The sequence below is a fragment of the Pseudomonas sp. 13B_2.1_Bac1 genome (assembly GCF_025466155.1).
Lineage (GTDB): Bacteria > Pseudomonadota > Gammaproteobacteria > Pseudomonadales > Pseudomonadaceae > Aquipseudomonas > Aquipseudomonas aylmerensis.
The window spans coordinates 21,254-41,067 of the sequence record NZ_JANLOH010000046.1; the positions used below are offsets into that span (position 1 = coordinate 21,254).

Genomic DNA, 19,814 nt, shown 5'->3' on the forward strand with positions numbered 1-19,814 from the left:
AAGCTTCGGAGTGCCAGGCCGTCGCGGCAGGGCTAATCTGGCCAGAATCCGTCAAGAGTGCCGAGCATGACTACCGAACGAGACCCGCGCTGGGCTGCCATTCTCGCCCGCGACCCGAAGGCCGATGGACTGTTCGTCTACGGCGTGAAGACCACCGGCGTGTATTGCCGCCCCAGCAGCGCCTCGCGGTTGCCACGGCCGGAAAATATCGAGTTCTTCGACACTGCCGCGCACGCCGAGGCGGCCGGTTATCGCCCGAGCAAACGCGCGGCCGGCGACCAAACGCAATTGGCCGCGCACCACGCGCAAGTGGTGGCCGATGCGTGCAGGCACATCGAGTCGGCCGACACCGCGCCCAGCCTCAACACGCTGGCGGCGCAGGCCGGCCTCAGCGCTTTTCATTTCCACCGCGTGTTCAAAAGCGTGACCGGCCTGACCCCCAAGGGCTACGCCAGCGCCCACCGCTCACGCAAAGTGCGCGACGGGCTCAAGGGCCAGCATTCGGTGACGGACGCGCTGTACGACGCAGGCTTCAATTCCAACAGCCGCTTTTACGAGTCGGCCAACCGGTTGCTCGGTATGAAGCCCAGCGACTACAAGGCCGGCGGCACCAACAGCGAGATCCTGTTCGCCGTCGGCCAATGCTCGTTGGGCGCCATCCTGGTGGCGCAAAGCACGCGCGGCGTGTGCGCCATTCTGCTCGGGGATGATCCGGACGCACTGGTGCGTGACCTGCAGGATCAATTCCCCAAGGCCAACCTGGTCGGCGCCGACCGCCGTTTCGAGCAACTGATCGCCCAGGTGGTGGGGTTTATCGAGGCACCCGCGCTGGGCCTGGACTTACCGCTGGACCTGCGCGGCACGGCGTTTCAGGAACGGGTCTGGCAAGCCCTGCGCGAGATTCCGGTGGGCAGCACGGCCAGCTATGCGCAGATCGCCGAGCGTATCGGCGCACCCAAGTCATTTCGCGCGGTGGCCCAGGCCTGCGGGGCCAACAGCCTGGCGGTGGCGATCCCCTGCCATCGCGTGGTGCGCAGCAATGGCGATGTGTCGGGCTACCGCTGGGGCGTCGAGCGTAAACGCCAGTTGCTTGCGCGCGAAAGCGAAGTCTAGAGCGACTGGCGCTTGCGAAATTGCGCAACCTTATGCCGATTGCCACACAACGCCATGCTGCACCAGCGGCGCTTGTGGGCTTTGGTGCGATCGTAAAACCACAGCACGCATTCCGGATGTTCGCAGGTACGGATCAGGTTGAAATCCCCGCCCACCAGCAAATCCGCAGCCGCCTCGGCAATCGGCGCGAGAAACTGTTCAGCAGTTTGCAGTTTGCGCTGACGCTCCAGCCGCAGTTCACCGGGCGCCGGCCACGCCAATTGCGGATGGCTCACGGCCTTGCGCAGGAAACCGTTGAGGGGCTCGGGGTCGCCTTGCGAACCGGCCTTGCGCTGTTCGAGTAACAGCCGAATCACTTCACGCAACTTCAAGGCCGCCGCGAGCAAAGCCCCGTGCTCAAACGTCGGCACGCGACCCTCCTCGGCCCATCCCAGACGCACCAGCCAGCGCTCGACATCCGCATCGTGTTGCCAGAACTCGAAAGGCTGGCCATCGACATTGGCGCGCGTATTGAGCATGTCCAGCACCGGGTCATCGGCGAGCACGTAGGGTTCCAGCGGGACGGCAGGGGGTGGGGAAATGGCCATGGTCGATCCTCTTGAGAGCGCTGGAATGGTAACCGCTATTGGCTCGCCTGGATAGTTACTCACGACAAAACGCTAACCTGATAAAACTATTTGACAGGTTACATTTTTAAGCGCAGCTTTTTAAGACTGTAACCCGTATATCAATTTTATCAAGTTACAAGAGGCGTACTCACCATGACCCCGCATGCTCCCGTTGTTCACTACCATCACGTCGACGTCGATGGCGTACGCATGTTCTACCGCGAAGCCGGCGACCCTGGCGCCCCGGTGATCCTGCTGTTGCACGGCTTTCCCAGCTCGTCGCATATGTACCGCAACCTGATCCCGCTGCTCGCCAGCCGTTATCGGGTGATCGCGCCGGACCTGCCCGGCTTCGGCTTCACCGAGGTGCCGGATGAACGCGAGTACGTCTACAGCTTCGACAACCTGGCGACTACCGTGGGGCATTTTGTCGATGCGTTGGCGTTGAGCCGCTACGCGCTGTACGTCTTCGATTACGGCGCACCGGTCGGCCTGCGCCTGGCAGTCGCACACCCTGGGCGGGTCAGCGCGCTGGTCTCGCAAAACGGCAACGCGTACCTGCAAGGGGTGGGTGATGCCTGGGCACCGATCCAGGCTTACTGGGCCGAGCCGAGCCAGGCTAATCGCGAGGTGATTCGCAATGCGGTAATCAGCCTGGAAGGCACGCGCTACCAATACCTGCACGGTGTAGACCACCCAGAATGGGTTGCGCCCGAGTCCTACATGCTCGACGTTTTGCTGATGCAGCGTCCCGGCAATGACGAAATCCAGCTGGACCTGTTCCTCGACTACCGCAACAACCTCACGCTGTACCCTGACTTCCAGGCGTTCTTCAGGGCCACTCAGGTCCCGACGCTGGTGATTTGGGGTCAGAACGATCCGTTCTTCATCCCGCCTGGCGCCCACGCGTATAAAACCGACAACCCGAACGCGGTGGTCGAACTCCTGGATACCGGCCACTTTGCCCTGGAAACCCATGCCAGCCATATCGCCGAGCGTATTCATGCCGTGCTGGGCGATGCCATCAATTGATGGCGCACCACGAAACGCCCGCTTCGTCCAGTGAATAAAACAGACTGGCCGGGTGCCAAGGGCCCTGCTAAAACAGCGCGAAGCCTCACTATCGCTGGAGACGCACCCCATGAGCACCTGGCCAGACACGCGCATTCTCGACCTGCTGGGCATCGACGTACCCATCATCCAGGCCCCGATGGCGGGAGCTACCACCACCGCCATGGTGATTGCCGCCAGCAACGCCGGCGCACTGGGCTCGATGCCCGCCGCGGCGCTGAGCATCGAGCAACTGCGCGAGGCTCTGAGCACTATCCGCCAAGCCAGTACGCGCGCCCTCAACGTGAATTTCTTCTGCCACCAGCCGCCCCCGGCCGACGCCGCCCGTGACAAGCGCTGGAAAGCGCTGCTGGAACCCTACTACCGCGAACTGGGTGCCGATTTCGATGCGCCGACACCGGTGTCCAACCGTGAGCCGTTCAACGAAGCCGCGTGCCAGGTGGTCGAAGCGTTTCGCCCCGAGGTGGTGAGTTTTCACTTTGGCTTGCCGGAAAAATCTCTGCTGGACCGGGTAAAAGCCACCGGCGCGAAAGTGCTGTCGTCCGCCACCACAGTTGAAGAAGCGATCTGGCTGGAACAACACGGCTGCGACGCCATCATCGCCATGGGCATCGAGGCCGGCGGCCATCGTGGTTTGTTTCTCAGCGACGACCTCAATACCCAGATCGGGCTGTTCGCCCTGCTGCCGCAAATCGTCGACGCCGTCAGCGTGCCGGTGATTGCCGCCGGGGGGATTGGGGATGCGCGCGGGATTGTCGCGGCATTTGCCCTCGGTGCTTCGGCCGTCCAGATTGGCACTGCCTACCTGTTCACCCCTGAAGCCAACGTCAGCGCCTCCCACCACCATGCATTGCGCACTGCCCAGGCCAGCGAAACCGCATTGACCAACCTCTTCACCGGCCGCCCGGCGCGGGGCATCGTCAACCGCGTGATGCGTGAATTGGGGGCGATCAACCCGGCAGCGCCGGCATTTCCCACGTCCGGCGGCGCGTTGATCCCGCTCAAGGCCAAGGACGAAGCCGGCTTCAGCAACCTGTGGGCGGGCCAGGCGTTGCGCCTGGGCAAGGAAACCACCACATACGAACTGACCCGCGAACTGGCCGAACAGGCCCTGGCCAAGCTCAACTAGCGGCAGCAGCTGAAGCAACTTTGCACTGTACCGGCAATGGCCAACCGCTATATATTCCCATACATAGCGGTTAAGCCTTCTCCCTATAACAAGCCGTACAATCCCCAAGGAGCTGCTTCATGAAGATTCACGCCTCACGCCTGGCCATGCTGGTCGCCGCCCTCGCCTTCGGTTCGGCCCACGCCGATGAAGTCCAGGTGGCCGTTGCCGCCAACTTCACCGCACCGATCCAGGCGATTGCCGCCGACTTCGAAAAAGACACCGGCCACAAGCTGGTCGCAGCCTACGGCGCCACTGGGCAGTTCTACACCCAGATCAAGAACGGCGCGCCGTTCGAAGTGTTCCTGAGTGCCGACGACACTACCCCGCAAAAACTTGAAACCGAAGGCGACACCGTCAAAGGCTCGCGCTTTACCTACGCCGTGGGCACCCTGGCGTTGTGGTCGGCCAAGGAAGGTTACGTCGACGCCAAGGGCGAAGTGCTGAAGAAAAACCAATTCAAGCACTTGTCCATCGCCAACCCGAAAGCCGCACCTTACGGCCTCGCCGCGACCCAAGTGCTGGCCAAAGAAGGCCTGACCGACAAGGTCAAGGACAAGATCGTCGAAGGCCAGAACATTACCCAGGCGTATCAGTTTGTCTCCACCGGCAATGCCGAGCTGGGTTTCGTCGCGCTGTCGCAGATCTACAAGGACGGCAAAGTCACCAGCGGATCGGCCTGGATCGTGCCGGCGTCCCTGCATGACCCGATCAAGCAAGACGCAGTGATCCTCAACAAAGGCAAGGACAGCGCCGCTGCCAAAGCCCTGGTCGAGTACCTCAAGGGGCCGAAAGCTGCTGCGGTGATCAAGTCCTATGGCTACGAGCTGGCCCAGTAAATGCCGCTGTCGAGTGCCGATTTTTCCGCTATCTGGCTGACCATCAAACTGGCGTCACTGACCACCGTGATCCTGCTGGTCATCGGCACTCCGATTGCCCTGTGGTTGTCGCGCACCCGCTCCTGGTGGCGCGGCCCGATTGGGGCAGTCGTGGCCTTGCCGTTGGTGCTGCCACCGACGGTGATCGGTTTCTACCTGCTGTTGACGATGGGCCCCCATGGCTACTTCGGCCAGTTCACCCAATGGCTGGGCCTGGGTACCCTGACCTTCAGTTTCGCCGGGCTGGTGATTGGCTCGGTGATCTATTCCATGCCGTTTGTGGTGCAGCCGTTGCAGAACGCCTTCTCCGCCATCGGCACACGCCCGCTGGAAGTGGCCGCGACCTTGCGCGCCAACCCGTGGGATACCTTCTTTACCGTGATCCTGCCCCTGGCACGCCCGGGGTTTATCACCGCGTCCATCCTCGGCTTCGCGCATACCGTCGGCGAATTCGGCGTGGTGCTGATGATCGGCGGCAATATCCCCGACAAGACCCGCGTGGTCTCGGTGCAGATCTACGACCATGTCGAAGCCATGGAATATGCCCAGGCCCACTGGCTGGCCGGCTCCATGGTGGTGTTCGCGTTCCTCGTGTTGCTGGCGCTCTACTCCAGCCGTAAATCCAAGATGGGCTGGAGCTGACACCGATGATTGATGTACGCCTCAATGTGAAATACGCAGGCTTTGCCCTGGACGTGGACCTGCATTTGCCTGGGCGCGGCGTGACGGCGCTGTACGGGCACTCCGGCTCCGGCAAGACCACCTGCCTGCGCTGTATCGCCGGGCTGGAGCGTGCCGAAGAGGGCTTTGTGCAGATCAACGATGAAGTCTGGCAGGACAGCCGCACCGGGCTGTTCGTGCCGCCGCACAAACGGGCCCTTGGCTACGTGTTCCAGGAGGCGAGCCTGTTCGCGCATTTGTCGGTACGGGCGAACCTGGAGTTTGGCCTCAAGCGCATCCCGCGCGCGCAGCGGCGGGTCGATATGGCCCAGGCCAGCGAATTGCTCGGGATCAGCCATCTGCTCGATCGCCATCCCCAGCACTTGTCCGGCGGTGAACGCCAGCGCATCGGCATCGCCCGTGCTTTGCTGACCAGCCCGAGCCTGCTGTTGATGGACGAGCCGCTGGCCGCGCTCGACAGCAAGCGCAAAGGCGAGATCCTGCCGTACCTGGAACGCCTGCACGATGAACTGGACATCCCGGTGCTGTACGTCAGCCATGCCCAGGATGAAGTCGCGCGCCTGGCCGATCACATCGTGCTGCTCAGCGACGGCAAGGCCCTGGCGAGCGGCCCGATTGGCGAAACCCTGGCGCGTCTCGACCTGCCGATGGCGCTGGGCGACGACGCCGGCGTGGTCATCAACGGCAGCGTCAGCGCCTACGACGATCATTACCAATTGCTCACGCTGCAACTGCCGGACAGTGCCGAGCACCTGCGCGTGGCGCATGCGCCGCTGGCGCTGGGCAAGGCGTTGCGGGTCAAGGTACAGGCGCGGGACGTGAGCCTCAGCCTGCAAGCCGAGGAAGCCAGCAGCATTCTCAATCGCCTGCCGGTGACGGTCACCGAGGAAATCCCGGCAGACAACAGTGCCCACGTGCTGGTGCGCCTGGAAGCCGATGGCACGCCGCTGCTCGCGCGGATCACGCGGTTCTCCCGCGATCAGCTGCAACTGCACCCGGGCCAGCGGCTGTGGGCACAGATCAAGGCGGTGGCGGTGCTCGCGTAAAAACCTTTTGGCACGACCGCAAACGGCTGCGGTCAATCAGGAATACCGGCCTGATCTGTTGCCAAGGAACCTGCACCATGCCCGACTCCGCGCTGCCCGCCGACCTGCCCCGCGACCTGCATTACGTTGATGACACCCAACCCGGCATCCGCCGCAAGCGCCTGCGCGGCAAGTTCCAGTATTTCGATGCCAAGGGCGAACGCATACAGGATGCCGACGAGATCAAGCGCCTGAATGCCTTGGCGGTGCCCCCGGCCTACACCGACGTGTGGATCTGCGCCGACCCGCGCGGCCATCTGCAGGCCACCGGGCGCGACGCGCGGGGACGCAAGCAATACCGCTACCACACGCGCTGGCGCGAAGTGCGTGACACCGACAAATATTCACGCCTGCAGGAGTTCGGCAACGCCCTGCCCAAACTGCGCAAGCAACTCGAGGCGCAGTTGGCCGAGCCTGGTTTCACCCGCGAGAAGGTCCTGGCTACCGTGGTGGTGCTGCTGGATGCGACCTTGATCCGCGTCGGCAATACCCAGTACGCGCGGGACAACAAATCCTACGGCTTGACCACCCTGCGCAACCGCCATGTCGACATCAAGGGCAGTGAGATCCAGTTCCAGTTTCGCGGCAAGAGCGGCGTGGAGCATCAGGTCAGCGTCAAAGACCGGCGCCTGGCCACAGTGGTCAAGCGCTGCCTGGAGTTGCCGGGGCAGAACCTGTTCCAGTACCTGGACGAGGACGGCGAGCGCCACACGGTCAGCTCGCATGACGTCAACGCGTACCTGCACAGCCTCACCGGCGCCGATTTCACCGCCAAGGATTACCGCACCTGGGCCGGTACCGCGATGGCGCTGGCAGTGCTGCGCGAGTTGGAATGGCAGCCGGAATCCGACGCCAAACGGCATGTGGTGGCGATGGTCAAGGATGTCGCCAAGCAACTCGGCAACACCCCGGCCGTGTGCCGCAAGTGCTATATCCACCCGGCCGTGCTGGAGCATTTCAGCCTGGGTGAACTGTCTCGACTGCCCAAGCCGCGCCTGCGCAAAGGTTTGAAAGCCGAGGAGGTTGCGCTGGCCATGTTCCTGGAGAAACTGAGCGCCGACTTGCCAGAAAAAGCCAAGGCAGGTTAGGCTTTGCCTCCCTTCTGACGCCCGGGATGACCGCCGACGTGAACCACTAAGCCTTCCAAAATGTATCTGCAACGAGCCGCCTGGCGTGCTTGTTGGCCTGTCCGACATTTTTTTGGAGGTGCTGATGACTGACGTCAACCGGCTGCCCGTCCTGGTTTCACTGCAACACCTGAGCTTCCAATTCGCCAATGGCGAAACCTTGCTGCACGACCTGTCCCTGTCCATCGATCACACCCCCACGGGGATCGTCGGGCGCAATGGCCGCGGCAAAAGCATCCTCGCGCAATTGATCGCCGGGTTATTGCCGCCCTCCTCCGGTTCGCTCGACTGTTCGGCCCGCGTTGCTTACGTGCCGCAGGCCGTGGTGGTGAATGCGGGGCAAACCGTCGCCGAGATCACCGGCACCGCCGAGCCCCTGGCGGCCCTCGCACGCATGGCGGCGGGCGTGGCGCGGGTCGATGACCTTGAGGTGATCGATGATCGGTGGGACCTGGCCGAACGCTTGCGCACCGCCCTAGACGCCGCAGGCCTGGCCGCGCTTGGTTTTGACACGCGCGCCGATCAGCTCAGTGGCGGCCAGCTGGCGCGGGTCGCGGTGATCGGTGCCATGCTCGCGGAACCGCAACTGCTGGTACTCGATGAACCTACCAATCACCTCGACGGCGACGGCCGTAACTGGCTGTTGCAGGTGCTGCAGGCATGGCGCGGCGGCCTGGTGGTGGTCAGCCATGATCGGCAATTGCTCAACACCCTCGGGCGCATCATTGAGCTGTCGCCGCTCGGTCCCCAGGTGTATGGCGGCAACTATGCTGCCTATCGTCTCCAGCGCGACACCGAGCAGCACGCCGCCATCGCCGCGCTGGAACACGCGCGCCTGCAGCGCAGCCGCGAACGCCGGCGCCTGCAAAAGGATCATGACAGCCTGCAGCGCAATGCCGCGCGCTCGCGCAAACATGCCGAGACGGCCAATGTCGATCGCTTTACCAAGGCGCGCTGGAAAGGCGCCGCCACCGAAATCGTCAGTACTGTGCGCAGCGCGCATCACGCGCACAAAAGCGAGCTGGATGATCAGGTGCGCGAGGCCTACGCGCGCGTCGAAGACGAAACACCGACCCTGCTGGCCTTGCCCGGCTCGGCGGTACCCAATGGCCGCCGCGTGATTGCCCTGGCCGAGGTTCAATTACCCTGGCTGTCACAGCCGGCACTGACACTCGATTTGATCGGGCCGGTGCGCGTGGCGGTGCAAGGGCCGAACGTCTGTGGGAAATCCACTCTGCTCAAAGTGCTGGCAGGAATGTGGCAGCCGGTCAGGGGCGAATGTTCAGTGCCGGTTCCCAGCGCCTACATCGACCAGCATCTGGCGCTGCTCGACGACCAACGCTCGATCATCGACCAACTCAACCTGCTCGAGACCCCCTTGGCCGAAGCCCAGTTGCGCACGCGCCTGGCCTTGCTGCAACTGGATGCATTACGGGTCACCCAGCCGGCCGGCCAACTCAGCGGCGGCGAGCGCTTGAAGGCCGCGATGGCAATTGCCTTGTGGCGAGCAACGCCCGCGCAACTGCTATTGCTCGACGAGCCTACCAACCACCTTGACCTGGAATCGGTGCTCGCCTTCGAGCAGGCGCTGCAGGGGTTCGACGGCGCGATGCTGGTGGTCTCGCATGACCCGGCATTCGTGCAGGCGATCCGGCCGACGCATCATTTACGCTGGCAGCCGGAGGGGTGGCGCCTGGAGAGTGTCTGAGGTCATTGCATGGCGCCGCAAAGCGTCCTACGGTAGTGGCCGGATAATCTCACCGAGGAACCCGGCCCCATGCTGCCTTCGCCGCGCAAGCCCTTCGCCAATGCCGCACTTGCCCATCAACAGCGCTGGCGGGGTCGCGTCGGCCTGATGCTGGTGGCCAGCCTGTCGGTACTGGCGGGCATGACCGACGCCATCGGCTTTATGGCCAGCGGTGACTTTGTGTCGTTCATGAGCGGCAACACCACGCGCCTGGCGGTGGCGATCAGCGCCGGCGATCTCGGCTTGACCGCACGCCTGCTGTTGCTGGTTGCGACATTCGTGGTGGGCAATGCCTTGGGCGTGGTGGTCAGCCGCCTCAGCCGGCGGCATGCCTTGCCTTTGCTGTTGTGCATTGCCGCCTTGCTCTGCGGCGGCGCGCTGCTGCCCTTCGCCGACACGTTGCCCGCGCTGCTGGCGGCGATCATCGCGATGGGCATGCTCAATGCGGCAGTGGAAGAGGTCAACGGCTTGCCGGTGGGTCTCACCTACGTCACCGGGGCGCTGTCACGCTTTGGGCGTGGGCTGGGTCGCTGGATGCTCGGCGAACGCCGCAACGGCTGGCGGGTGCAACTGATTCCATGGGCGGGGATGTTTATCGGCGCGGTGATTGGCGCACTGCTGGAACAACAACTGGGCCTGCGGGCGCTGTGGGTCAGCGGCGCGTTGGCGGGGGTGTTGGGGTTGGTGTCGCTGAAGATTCCCCGTCGCTGGCACCTGGGTTTTATGCCGCGCTAAGGGTTGAAAAGGATGCTCGCCCGACGTTTAGGCCTCGACGTCCGTGTACTGGTAAAGAGCCATCATGTCGGGCGAGCGCGTGCATCATAAGCGAATGTCCGGCGGCTGTCCCGCCGGGCGATTCCTAAAAGCACTAAGGCAATGGATTACAGACAGGTCGCGAGGGCCGCCAGGCGGCGTTTGGCCGGCATGTTGTCTTGCGCTGCGTAGTACTTGACGGTCGAGCCGGCGCCGGCACTCAGCACGTCGACAAAGTAATCGCCAGCGGTGGTGTAGACGGTAAAACCACCCGCTCCGGTGGGTTCCTTGAAGCCGCCGGCGTCGACGCCAAAGACACTTTCATCCTGCCAACCGAACTGAATGCACTCGGCAACCACCAGGATGGCCTTGTCCGAGGTCATGGTCTTGTAGGGGTTGCCGGCGCGCGCCTCTTTCATCTTCGAGCCCGCGCAACCGGCCAGGGCGGCCAGTACCAATGCGCCTATTACGACCTTGTGCATGCCATCGCTCCTTGGAAAAAAACGCGACTCTACCATTAGCGGAACCGTCGAGGCGAAAGCCAGGCAGAAACCCGCCCCGCACGCAGCATGAATTTAGTTTCACTGTGAGGGGCGACCGCGCCGCCTATAGTCGGCAGGCTCATTTTTTAGAAGTCTCCCTTCTGCCCGCTCTCCCGCGGGCTTTTTTTCGCCTGTGCGTCAGAGCCACCAACGAAACAGGTAGAACAACGCCATGCTCAGCAGCACGGTGATCAATACGTTACGCGTCCAGAACATCAGCCCTACCGCGCAGATGGCTGCCAGCAGGTAAGGGTTGGCCGGGCTCAGGTTGAGCTGGTGGTCGGCGAGAAAAATGATCGGCCCGCAGATCGCCGTGAGCATGCCCGGCACCGCAAACCCCAGGAACTCGCGCGCCCCGCGATTGAGGCGCACCGGCAAGCGCGGCTCGATAAACAGGTAACGGTTGAGAAACACCACCAGGCCCATGGCCACAATCATCAGGTAGATCATCGCTGCCCTACTCCCAGGCGTTTGCACACAAACCCGGCACTCATGCCCAGCACGCCGGACACCACCACCGCCGACTCCCAGTGCAGGAAACTCAACCACACCGAACACAACAATGACACGGCCACACAGACCACCGTCGGCACGTCGCGCACCACCGGCGTGATCAAGGCAATAAAGGTGGCGGCAATCGAGAACTCCAGGCCCAGTTGATCCAGGCCGGGGATGCTTTTGCCGAGCACGATGCCGGCCAGGGTGAACAGGTTCCAGGCGATGTAGAACGTCAGTCCGACCCCCAGCGCATACCAGCGATTGAAGGTTTCGCGGTCGTAGTGGCTGACCAGGGCGAAGAATTCGTCGGTCAACAGAAAGCCCAGGCTCATGCGCCAACGGCTTTTAAGCGGGGAAATAATCGGGCGCAGGTGCATGCCGTAGAGCAAGTGCTGGGATGTCAGCAGCAGCGTGGTGAGCACGATGGAGATCAGGCTGGCGCCGCTCTTGACCATGCCGATGGCGACCAACTGCGCCGCGCCGGCAAACACGATGGCCGACAAACCTTGGGCTTGCAGTGGGGTGAATTGCGCATCGATGGCCATCGAACCGGCCAGCAGGCCCCAGGGCGCACAGGCCAGGGACAGGGGAATGACGGCGATCGCGCCGCGAGCGAAGGCGTAATGAGGTAAGGCAGTAGGCATGGAGACGGCTCATCGACAGACAGTCGACAAGCATGCCAGCGCAACCAGGGGCTTGTCTTGAACGATCTTGCTCAGGCCAGGCGTACCGACACCTGCTCCACCGAATCCCGCGCTTCGCGCAGTTCGTGGGCATCCTGGTTGAGGCGGTGGATGGTATTGAGCAGACGTTGGCGCAGGACTTCATCGCCGAGTTTTTCGACGGCACGCATCAGGTCGAACGCCGCGGTTTCGTTATTTTCCGCGACGGAATCCAGGGTCTTGCGCAGGTTGCGAGTGGCACGGGTCACGCGGGGTCATCCTTCATCAGCAATGGGCAGGCACTTTAGGACATTCTTGTTTCATTTTAATTTCAAACACTTGTGGCTGATTTCCGCGGATTTGATCCACGTCAATTGAAACAAGGTTTGACCATAATATATGGATATCCGTATATTCGTATTTCCACATATTACAAACAGGCCTGCGCATGTCGGACCTCTTCTCTCCACCCACATTGTTCAAATGCCTGGCTGACGCTACCCGTGCGCGCCTGACGTTGTTGATCCTGCGCGAAGGCGAACTTTGCGTCTGCGAACTGATCCATGCCTTGGACGACAGCCAGCCAAAAATTTCCCGCCACCTGGCGCAACTGCGCAGTTGCGGGCTGCTGCTGGATCGTCGCCAGGGCCAATGGATCTACTACCGCCTCAACCCGGCGCTGCCTGGTTGGGTGACCGAGGTGTTGCAGACCACCCTGCAAGCCAACCAAACCTGGTTGCACAGCGACGCACAACGCCTGGCGGCAATGGGCGACAGACCACAACGGGCCAGCGCCTGCTGCTGAGCCAACGGAGCGTTTATTCATGCTTGTCGCAGTTGCTATTTTTATCCTCACCATCGTGCTGGTCATCTGGCAGCCCAAGGGCCTCGGCGTGGGCTGGAGTGCTACGCTGGGCGCAATCCTGGCCCTGGCCTGCGGCGTGATCAGCCTGGCCGACATCCCGGTGGTGTGGCACATCATCTGGAACGCCACCGCCACGTTTGTCGCGCTGATCATCATCAGCCTGTTGCTCGATGAGGCCGGCTTCTTTGCGTGGACAGCCTTGCATGTGGCGCGCTGGGGCCGTGGACGCGGCCGGCGCTTGTTTGCCTATATGGTGCTGCTCGGTGCACTGGTCTCGGCGTTGTTTGCCAACGACGGCGCGGCGCTGATCCTCACGCCGATTGTGATGTCGATGCTGCTGGCGCTGCGTTTTTCCCCGAGCGCGACCCTGGCGTTTGTCATGGGTGCAGGCTTTATCGCCGACACGGCGAGCCTGCCGCTGGTGGTGTCGAACCTGGTAAACATCGTCTCGGCGGATTATTTCAAGATCGGCTTCAACGAATACGCCGCCGTCATGGTGCCGGTGAACCTTGTCAGCGTCGCCGCGACCTTGGCGGTGCTGCTGTGGTTTTTCCGCCGCGACATCCCGCAGACCTACGACCCGGCCGACCTCGAAGACCCTGCAAGTGCCGTGCACGACCGCGCCACCTTCCGCGCCGGCTGGTGGGTACTGGGCATCCTGCTGGTCGGTTGCTTTGCCCTCGAACCGCTGGGCATTCCGATCAGTGCCATCTCGGCGGCGTGCGCGGTGCTGCTCCTGGTGATTGCCGCCAAGGGCCACAAGATTTCCACGCGCAAAGTACTCAAGGAAGCGCCCTGGCAAATCGTGATCTTCTCCCTGGGCATGTACCTGGTGGTTTATGGCCTGCGTAATGCCGGGCTCACCACCTACCTGGCGACCTGGCTGGATACCTTTGCGCAGCACGGCGTATGGGGCGCCGCCATGGGCACGGGCGTGCTGACCGCGTTGTTGTCGTCGGCGATGAATAACCTGCCGACGGTGTTGATCGGCGCGCTGTCCATCGAGTCCAGCCATGCCGTGGGCGTGGTCAAGGACGCGATGATCTATGCCAACGTGATCGGCAGTGACCTGGGTCCGAAGATCACCCCGATCGGCAGTCTCGCCACGTTGTTGTGGCTGCACATCCTGGCGCGCAAAGGCATCACCATCACCTGGGGCTACTACTTCAGGGTCGGGATCGTGCTGACCCTGCCGGTGCTGTTAATCACCCTCGCCGCCCTCGCCTTGCGCCTGAGTCTTTGAAGGAATCGAGCCATGAAAGTCCTGTTCATGTGTACCGCCAACAGCTGCCGCAGCATCTTGTCCGAAGCCGTGTTCAATCACCTGGCGCCGCGCGGGTTTGCAGCGATCAGCTCCGGCAGTTTCCCCAAGGGCCAGGTGCTGCCACGCAGCCTCGGCACGTTGCAGGCGGCGGGCATCAGCACCGAGGGGCTGTACAGCAAAGGCAACGAGGCCTTTGCAGGCAGCCCTCCGGACGTGGTCATCACCGTGTGTGACAAAGCCGCCGGCGAGGCCTGCCCGGTGTATTTCGGGCCGGCGGTGAAGGCGCATTGGGGCCTGGAGGATCCCTCCGATGTGCAAGGCGATGAAGCCTCGATCCAAGCCGCATTCGATGCCACGCTGGCGATTATCGCCGCACGCTGCCGTGCATTTTTCGCCCTGCCTGTTGCCGACCTCAGCCCTGCTGAACTGAAAACACAACTTGAGCGCATTGCGCAGTTGTCACCGCAAAATCCATGAGCCCCCTGCAAAACCTGGATGTATCGCTGCTCCCGCCCGGCCCGACGGATTCGACACAGGTCCCGCGCATCCTGCTGCTGCACGGGTCGACCCGCGAACAATCAACGGTCGATTTGAACCGCGCTGCCAGCGTATGCTGAGGCCCTCACTCCTAGCGAGCCACCTCGATGAGCGCCATGCAACACGCCTGGCTGGGCAACTACGAACTCAGCAGCACTACCTGCACCGGCCTGACCTTTGCGCGCCACAGCCATGATGAGTGCGTGATCGGCGTGAACCTGCTGGGCGAGGAAAAAGTCTGGCTGGACCGCCGCGAGTTTGCGGCGGGGCCGGGCTCGATCACCCTGTATAACCCCGGGCAGATTCAGGGCGGCGGCGCTGCCGAGGGCGCGCCCTGGCAGTTTGTCAGCCTGTACGTGAGCGCCGACCAATTGGCCGGCGATCTGGGGCTGGCGCAGGTGGAGTTCGACCGCTCGCTGTGTGTCCAGCCGGACCTGGCCGAGCGCCTGGCGATGGTAGTAAAAGGCGCATTGAGTGGCGATGCGCGGGTGCGCGAGTTGCACGAAGAGGCTTTGCTGCTGTTGCTCGGCGAAGTGGTCGGCCTCAGTGGTGTGCGCCTGCCCGGCACTGCGGCCACCGGCAAAAGCCTGATCGGCCGCGCCCAGGAGCTGCTCGCCGAACAGCTGCATCAGTCCGTACCCCTGGAGCAGTTGGGCGATGAGCTGGGGTTGTCTAAATTCCATCTGCTGCGCACCTTCCAGAAAGAAACCGGGCTCAGTCCCCGGCAATGGGCCATGCAATTGCGCACTCGCCGTGCCAAGGGCCTGTTGCGCAACGGCGTGGCGGCCAGCGAAGTCGCGCACACGCTGGGTTTTGCTGATCAGAGTCACCTGAATCGGCATTTTCGCGCGGCCTACGGCATCACTCCCGGCCGCTACCAGAGCGTAGTGAAGCGCTGAACAGCGCAATCTGGTTCAAGACTGCACACCCATCCCTGCGCACACTGCCCGGCATCATTTGAAGGAACGCGGGCATGCTGACGATCTTCTTTTACGCGCTGGTATTCGGTTTTGTGTTTTGCCTCTCTCCCGGCGCGGTGCTGGCGGAAACCCTGCGCCGTGGCCTGTTGCACGGTTTCACCCCAGCCTTGCTGGTGCAGGTCGGTTCGCTGGTGGGCGATGCCGTCTGGGCGGTGATCGGGCTCACCGGTATCGCGTTGCTGATCCAGCATGACGCGGTACGCGTGCCGCTGACGGTGGTCTGCGCGCTGTACCTGGCCTGGCTGGGCGTGCGCAGCCTGCTCGACGCCTGGCACCTGCCCGAAGCTGACAGCAGCGTAGCCCGCTCCGGTAAAAATGCGCTGGCGGTAGGCGCTGCGATTTCGTTGGCCAACCCGAAGAACATCGTCTATTGGGGCGCGCTGGGCAGCGCCTTGTCCGGCATCGTCGGCGCGACGCCCAGCCACGGGCAGACGCTGATGTTTTTTGCGGGGTTCATGCTGGCCTCGGTGTTGTCGTGCTTTTTGATTGCAGCGCTGGTGAACCTGTTGCGCCAGAACGCTTCGCCGTTGTGGCAACGCATCAGTTACGGCGCCTGCGGCGTGGTCTTGATCTATCTGGCTATTCTCGCGATACAGGGCATATGAAGTTATATAACCCCCAACTTCAGAGTGCCTCTTATCTGAATGAACTCTGAACCGCGGGTTATTTAATTAATCATCCGTTGACATTTTGTAACTGCCTGAGTAGATTGCCCGTGCCCGCTACTGGGGCCTTTTTTAAACCTCACAAAAGAAGCCAATGGACACAGTATCTAGTCGCTGTCCGAGCACCGCGTTTGCGGGCATCGGGCGCCAAACCCAGAATATGACAGGACTCGCCTTCCAGGTCCGGTAAGCTGCGCTAGAGCTTGATGCTCCTCCGTAACTGCCTCGCCGGATGCGTATCCGGTCCCGAGGTGTGTTATGACCTTCCAAGCCTTTGTTTTACCTGATGTACGCACACTGGCCGCCGCCCTGCGCGCCAAGCTGTGCCGCGAGCCCGTGGGTTTTCCGCCGACCCGCTCGCCACTTGCCGTACCCTCCCCTCAAGTGCGCCCGGCCCACCCGCTGGCGCACTGGCGTATCTGCCCAGCCACTGGCCAATTGCAGCAGCACTGGGATCACGCCGACCCTCAAGACCCACAGAGACCGACCGTTTCCCGCCTGGCGCAAGCTGGCTTGATGCTCGGTCTGTATGTGAGCGCTCGCGCAGCTTAACCCCGCTGGAAACAGCAACTATCTGATCAATACCCTGGAGTTCGTGATGAACACTTCCAGATGTAATCGGCTGCGCGTTAGTTAACTAACGCCGCCGTCAAAGTTAGGTAAACACCTTATTTGAACCGATCGCAAAGTTAGCGGCTCGGCCGGCTTTCACTCGCCTGTATACAGGTAAGTAACGGGCCTGTTTGGTCGACAACTGGCGACAGGAGTACACACCCATGAGCGCCGTAAAAAACACGCCACTGCAGAAGAAAAAGGGCACCGACGCCGACACCAAACTGTCGATGCGTGCCGCCCGCGAAGCCCACAACGGCTTATCCGCCACCCTCGCTAACGTTCGCGCCACCCAGGATGGCCTGACCGAACTGGACGCCGCTGCCCGCCTGCAACGCGAAGGCTACAACGAAGTGGCGCACGACAAGCCGCCTCACGCCATCGTCCAGTTCCTGCAGGCCCTGAACAACCCGTTCATCTACGTGCTGCTGACCCTGGGCGGCATCAGTTTCTTCACTGACTGCTGGCTGCCGATGCAGGATGGCGAAGAGGCCGACCCCACCAAAGTCATCATCATCATGACCATGGTGCTGCTCAGCAGCCTGCTGCGCTTCTGGCAGGAGCACCGTTCGGCCAAGTCCGCCGAAGCCTTGAAAGCCATGGTGCGCACCACGGCGACCGTGCTGCGCCGCGAGCAAGTAGGCGGCCAGCCCGCCCTGCGCGAAGTGCCGATGCGCGAACTGGTGGCCGGCGACATCGTGCAGTTGTCGGCCGGCGACATGATCCCCGCCGATATCCGCCTGATCGAGTCCCGCGACCTGTTCATCAGCCAGGCCGTGCTCACCGGCGAAGCCTTGCCGGTGGAGAAATACGACACCTTGGGCGAGGTCACGCAAAAATCCGCCAGCGCCTTGGCCGCCGACCAGGGCAACCTGCTGGACCTGCCGAACATCTGCTTCATGGGCACCAATGTGGTCAGCGGCCGCGCCAAAGCCGTGGTAGTCGCCACCGGACCACGTACTTACTTTGGCTCGCTGGCCAAGGCGATTGTCGGTTCGCGGGTGCAAACCGCCTTTGATCGCGGGGTGAACAGCGTCAGCTGGCTGCTGATCCGCTTCATGCTGGTGATGGTGCCGATCGTGTTCCTGCTCAATGGTTTCTCCAAGGGCGACTGGGGCGATGCGTTCCTGTTCGCACTGGCGGTGGCCGTGGGCCTGACCCCGGAAATGCTGCCGATGATCGTCAGCGCCAACCTGGCCAAGGGCGCGACGGCCATGGCCAAGCGCAAGGTGGTGGTCAAGCGCCTCAACGCGATCCAGAACTTTGGTTCGATGGACGTGCTGTGCACCGACAAGACCGGCACGCTGACCCAGGACAAAATCATCCTCGAGCATCACGTCAATGCCTTTGGCCAGCGGGATGACGCGGTGCTGTCCCTGGCCTGGCTCAACAGCTATCACCAGAGCGGCATGAAGAACCTGATGGACCAGGCCGTGGTGCAGTTCGCCGAGCAGAACCCCAAGTTCCAAGTGCCATTTGCCTACAGCAAGGTCGATGAATTGCCCTTCGACTTTGTGCGCCGTCGCCTGTCGATCGTGGTCAAGGACGCCGCCGACGACCACCTGCTGGTGTGCAAGGGCGCCGTGGAGGAGATGCTGGGCATTTCCACCCACGTGATGGAGGCAGGCAAGGCCGTGCCGCTGGATGAGCACCGCCGCGAAGCGTTGCTGGCGATTGCCAACGACTACAACGAAGACGGTTTCCGAGTGCTGGTGGTGGCCAACCGTCACATCCCTAAATCGCTGGCGCGCCAGCAGTACACCACCGCTGATGAACGCAACCTGGTGATCCAGGGCTTCCTGACCTTCCTCGATCCACCGAAGGAAACCGCGGGCCCGGCGATTGCCGCGCTGCAACAAATCGGCGTGGCGGTCAAAGTGCTGACCGGCGACAACGCGGTGGTCACCAGCAAGATCTGCCGCCAGGTAGGGCTCGATCCAGGCCAGCCGCTGCTGGGTGTGGAAATCGAAGCGATGGACGACGCGACCCTGCTGCGCCGCGTGGAAGAGCGCACGGTGTTCGCCAAGCTCACGCCACTGCAGAAATCCCGTGTGCTCAAGGCTTTGCAGGCTAACGGCCACACGGTCGGTTTCCTCGGTGACGGCATCAACGATGCACCGGCGCTGCGCGATGCCGACGTGGGTATCTCGGTGGACAGCGGTACCGATATCGCCAAGGAATCGGCCGACATCATCTTGCTGGAAAAGAGCCTGATGGTGCTTGAAGAAGGCGTGCTCAAGGGCCGCGAAACCTTCGGCAATATCATGAAGTACCTGAACATGACCGCCAGCTCCAACTTCGGCAACGTGTTCTCGGTGCTGGTCGCCAGTGCGTTCATTCCGTTCCTGCCGATGCTGTCGATCCACTTGCTGTTGCAGAACCTGATGTACGACATCTCCCAGCTGGCCTTGCCGTGGGACAAGATGGACAAGGAATACCTGGCCAAGCCGCGCAAGTGGGATGCCAAGAACATCGGCCGCTTCATGATCTGGATCGGGCCGACCTCGTCGATCTTCGACATCACCACGTTTGCGCTGATGTGGTACGTGTTCGCCGCCAACAGTGTCGAGATGCAGACCCTGTTCCAGTCCGGCTGGTTTATCGAGGGGCTGCTCTCGCAAACCCTGGTGGTGCATATGCTGCGCACGCGCAAGATCCCGTTCTTCCAGAGCACAGCCGCGTGGCCGGTGCTGATGATGACCGCCGTGGTCATCGGGCTGGGGATCTATGTGCCGTTCTCGCCGCTGGGCACCCTGGTCGGCCTGCAACCGCTGCCGCTGGCGTACTTCCCGTGGTTGATCGGCACCCTGCTCGCCTACTGCTGCGTGGCCCAACTGATGAAAACCCTCTACATCCGCCGCTTCAAGCAGTGGTACTGAGTTTCACCCTGCCATGCCTCGTAGGAGCCGGCTTGCCGGCAAGCCGGCTTCTACACCCAGGCAGCGTTTGCATTGCAAG

21 protein-coding genes are annotated in these 19,814 nt (G+C 62.5%); 16 read left to right on the forward strand and 5 right to left on the reverse strand.

Annotation, left to right across the window (positions count from 1 at the left end; genetic code table 11):
- Window positions 1–66: 66 nt before the first annotated feature.
- Complete coding sequence (gene ada, locus NTD80_RS10465; RefSeq protein WP_262133441.1) at window positions 67–1,113, forward strand: bifunctional DNA-binding transcriptional regulator/O6-methylguanine-DNA methyltransferase Ada; 1,047 nt, start codon at window positions 67–69, stop codon at window positions 1,111–1,113.
- On the opposite strand, the gene NTD80_RS10470 is transcribed toward ada, so the two are convergent.
- Window positions 1,110–1,700 (reverse strand): CGNR zinc finger domain-containing protein, encoded by a 591-nt coding sequence (locus NTD80_RS10470; protein WP_120448670.1) that lies wholly within the window; start codon window positions 1,698–1,700, stop codon window positions 1,110–1,112. The two genes, ada and NTD80_RS10470, sit on opposite strands and share 4 nt — an antisense overlap.
- Before the next feature lie 174 nt (window positions 1,701–1,874).
- Between NTD80_RS10470 and NTD80_RS10475 the strand changes: the two genes are divergently transcribed.
- The 8 genes from NTD80_RS10475 to NTD80_RS10510 all read left to right on the forward strand — a co-directional run bounded on the left by NTD80_RS10475 (window position 1,875) and on the right by NTD80_RS10510 (window position 10,213).
- Entirely contained in the window at window positions 1,875–2,753 is an 879-nt protein-coding gene (locus NTD80_RS10475) for an alpha/beta fold hydrolase (RefSeq protein WP_262133444.1), read from the forward strand.
- 109 nt (window positions 2,754–2,862) lie between these two features.
- Complete coding sequence (locus NTD80_RS10480) at window positions 2,863–3,921, forward strand: NAD(P)H-dependent flavin oxidoreductase (protein ID WP_262133447.1); 1,059 nt, start codon at window positions 2,863–2,865, stop codon at window positions 3,919–3,921.
- A gap of 119 nt (window positions 3,922–4,040) precedes the next feature.
- Window positions 4,041–4,799 carry a molybdate ABC transporter substrate-binding protein gene (gene modA / locus NTD80_RS10485; protein WP_065905458.1) on the forward strand — a complete coding sequence of 253 codons (759 nt, stop codon included), beginning with the start codon at window positions 4,041–4,043 and terminating at the stop codon, window positions 4,797–4,799.
- On the forward strand, window positions 4,800–5,480 hold the full coding sequence (gene modB, locus NTD80_RS10490) for a molybdate ABC transporter permease subunit (protein WP_065905459.1): 681 nt from the start codon (window positions 4,800–4,802) through the stop codon (window positions 5,478–5,480). It abuts the gene before it with no gap.
- Between the two features lie 5 nt (window positions 5,481–5,485).
- Complete coding sequence (gene modC / locus NTD80_RS10495) at window positions 5,486–6,565, forward strand: molybdenum ABC transporter ATP-binding protein (protein WP_262133451.1); 1,080 nt, start codon at window positions 5,486–5,488, stop codon at window positions 6,563–6,565.
- A gap of 77 nt (window positions 6,566–6,642) precedes the next feature.
- Window positions 6,643–7,692 carry a DNA topoisomerase IB gene (locus NTD80_RS10500; RefSeq protein WP_262133453.1) on the forward strand — a complete coding sequence of 350 codons (1,050 nt, stop codon included), beginning with the start codon at window positions 6,643–6,645 and terminating at the stop codon, window positions 7,690–7,692.
- 124 nt (window positions 7,693–7,816) lie between these two features.
- Window positions 7,817–9,439, forward strand: a complete 1,623-nt coding sequence (locus tag NTD80_RS10505) for an ATP-binding cassette domain-containing protein (protein WP_262133455.1) — start codon at window positions 7,817–7,819, stop codon at window positions 9,437–9,439.
- A 69-nt stretch (window positions 9,440–9,508) separates the two neighbouring features.
- A complete protein-coding gene (locus tag NTD80_RS10510) occupies window positions 9,509–10,213 on the forward strand; it encodes a YoaK family protein (protein ID WP_201144577.1) in 705 nt (234 codons plus the stop codon).
- A gap of 146 nt (window positions 10,214–10,359) precedes the next feature.
- Here NTD80_RS10510 and NTD80_RS10515 read toward each other — a convergent pair whose 3' ends face one another.
- The 4 genes from NTD80_RS10515 to NTD80_RS10530 form a co-directional block, all read right to left on the reverse strand.
- A complete protein-coding gene (locus NTD80_RS10515) occupies window positions 10,360–10,713 on the reverse strand; it encodes a hypothetical protein (RefSeq protein WP_262133456.1) in 354 nt (117 codons plus the stop codon).
- Between the two features lie 198 nt (window positions 10,714–10,911).
- Window positions 10,912–11,223 (reverse strand): AzlD domain-containing protein, encoded by a 312-nt coding sequence (locus tag NTD80_RS10520; protein WP_213553144.1) that lies wholly within the window; start codon window positions 11,221–11,223, stop codon window positions 10,912–10,914.
- On the reverse strand, window positions 11,220–11,915 hold the full coding sequence (locus NTD80_RS10525; protein WP_065905465.1) for an AzlC family ABC transporter permease: 696 nt from the start codon (window positions 11,913–11,915) through the stop codon (window positions 11,220–11,222). Before NTD80_RS10525 ends, NTD80_RS10520 begins: the two co-directional genes overlap by 4 nt.
- Window positions 11,916–11,986: 71 nt before the next feature.
- Window positions 11,987–12,202 (reverse strand): hypothetical protein, encoded by a 216-nt coding sequence (locus NTD80_RS10530; RefSeq protein ID WP_025856028.1) that lies wholly within the window; start codon window positions 12,200–12,202, stop codon window positions 11,987–11,989.
- A gap of 179 nt (window positions 12,203–12,381) precedes the next feature.
- On the opposite strand from NTD80_RS10530, the gene NTD80_RS10535 reads away from it, so the two are divergent.
- From NTD80_RS10535 to mgtA, 7 genes are all read left to right on the forward strand, one after another.
- Entirely contained in the window at window positions 12,382–12,738 is a 357-nt protein-coding gene (locus NTD80_RS10535; protein WP_106803776.1) for a metalloregulator ArsR/SmtB family transcription factor, read from the forward strand.
- Between the two features lie 19 nt (window positions 12,739–12,757).
- Window positions 12,758–14,041, forward strand: coding sequence for an arsenic transporter (locus NTD80_RS10540; RefSeq protein ID WP_065905467.1), 1,284 nt, complete (start codon window positions 12,758–12,760; stop codon window positions 14,039–14,041).
- Window positions 14,042–14,053: 12 nt separating this feature from the next.
- Window positions 14,054–14,539, forward strand: coding sequence for an arsenate reductase ArsC (locus NTD80_RS10545; RefSeq protein WP_262133462.1), 486 nt, complete (start codon window positions 14,054–14,056; stop codon window positions 14,537–14,539).
- Between the two features lie 167 nt (window positions 14,540–14,706).
- The gene (locus NTD80_RS10550; RefSeq protein WP_262133463.1) at window positions 14,707–15,498 is read left to right on the forward strand and encodes an AraC family transcriptional regulator; all 792 of its coding nucleotides are present in this window, start codon (window positions 14,707–14,709) and stop codon (window positions 15,496–15,498) included.
- Between the two features lie 74 nt (window positions 15,499–15,572).
- Complete coding sequence (locus tag NTD80_RS10555) at window positions 15,573–16,184, forward strand: LysE family translocator (protein ID WP_262133465.1); 612 nt, start codon at window positions 15,573–15,575, stop codon at window positions 16,182–16,184.
- Window positions 16,185–16,502: 318 nt separating this feature from the next.
- Window positions 16,503–16,796, forward strand: coding sequence for a hypothetical protein (locus NTD80_RS10560; RefSeq protein WP_262133466.1), 294 nt, complete (start codon window positions 16,503–16,505; stop codon window positions 16,794–16,796).
- 224 nt (window positions 16,797–17,020) lie between these two features.
- Window positions 17,021–19,735 (forward strand): magnesium-translocating P-type ATPase, encoded by a 2,715-nt coding sequence (gene mgtA, locus NTD80_RS10565; protein ID WP_262133467.1) that lies wholly within the window; start codon window positions 17,021–17,023, stop codon window positions 19,733–19,735.
- The last annotated feature ends 79 nt before the right edge of the window (window positions 19,736–19,814 follow it).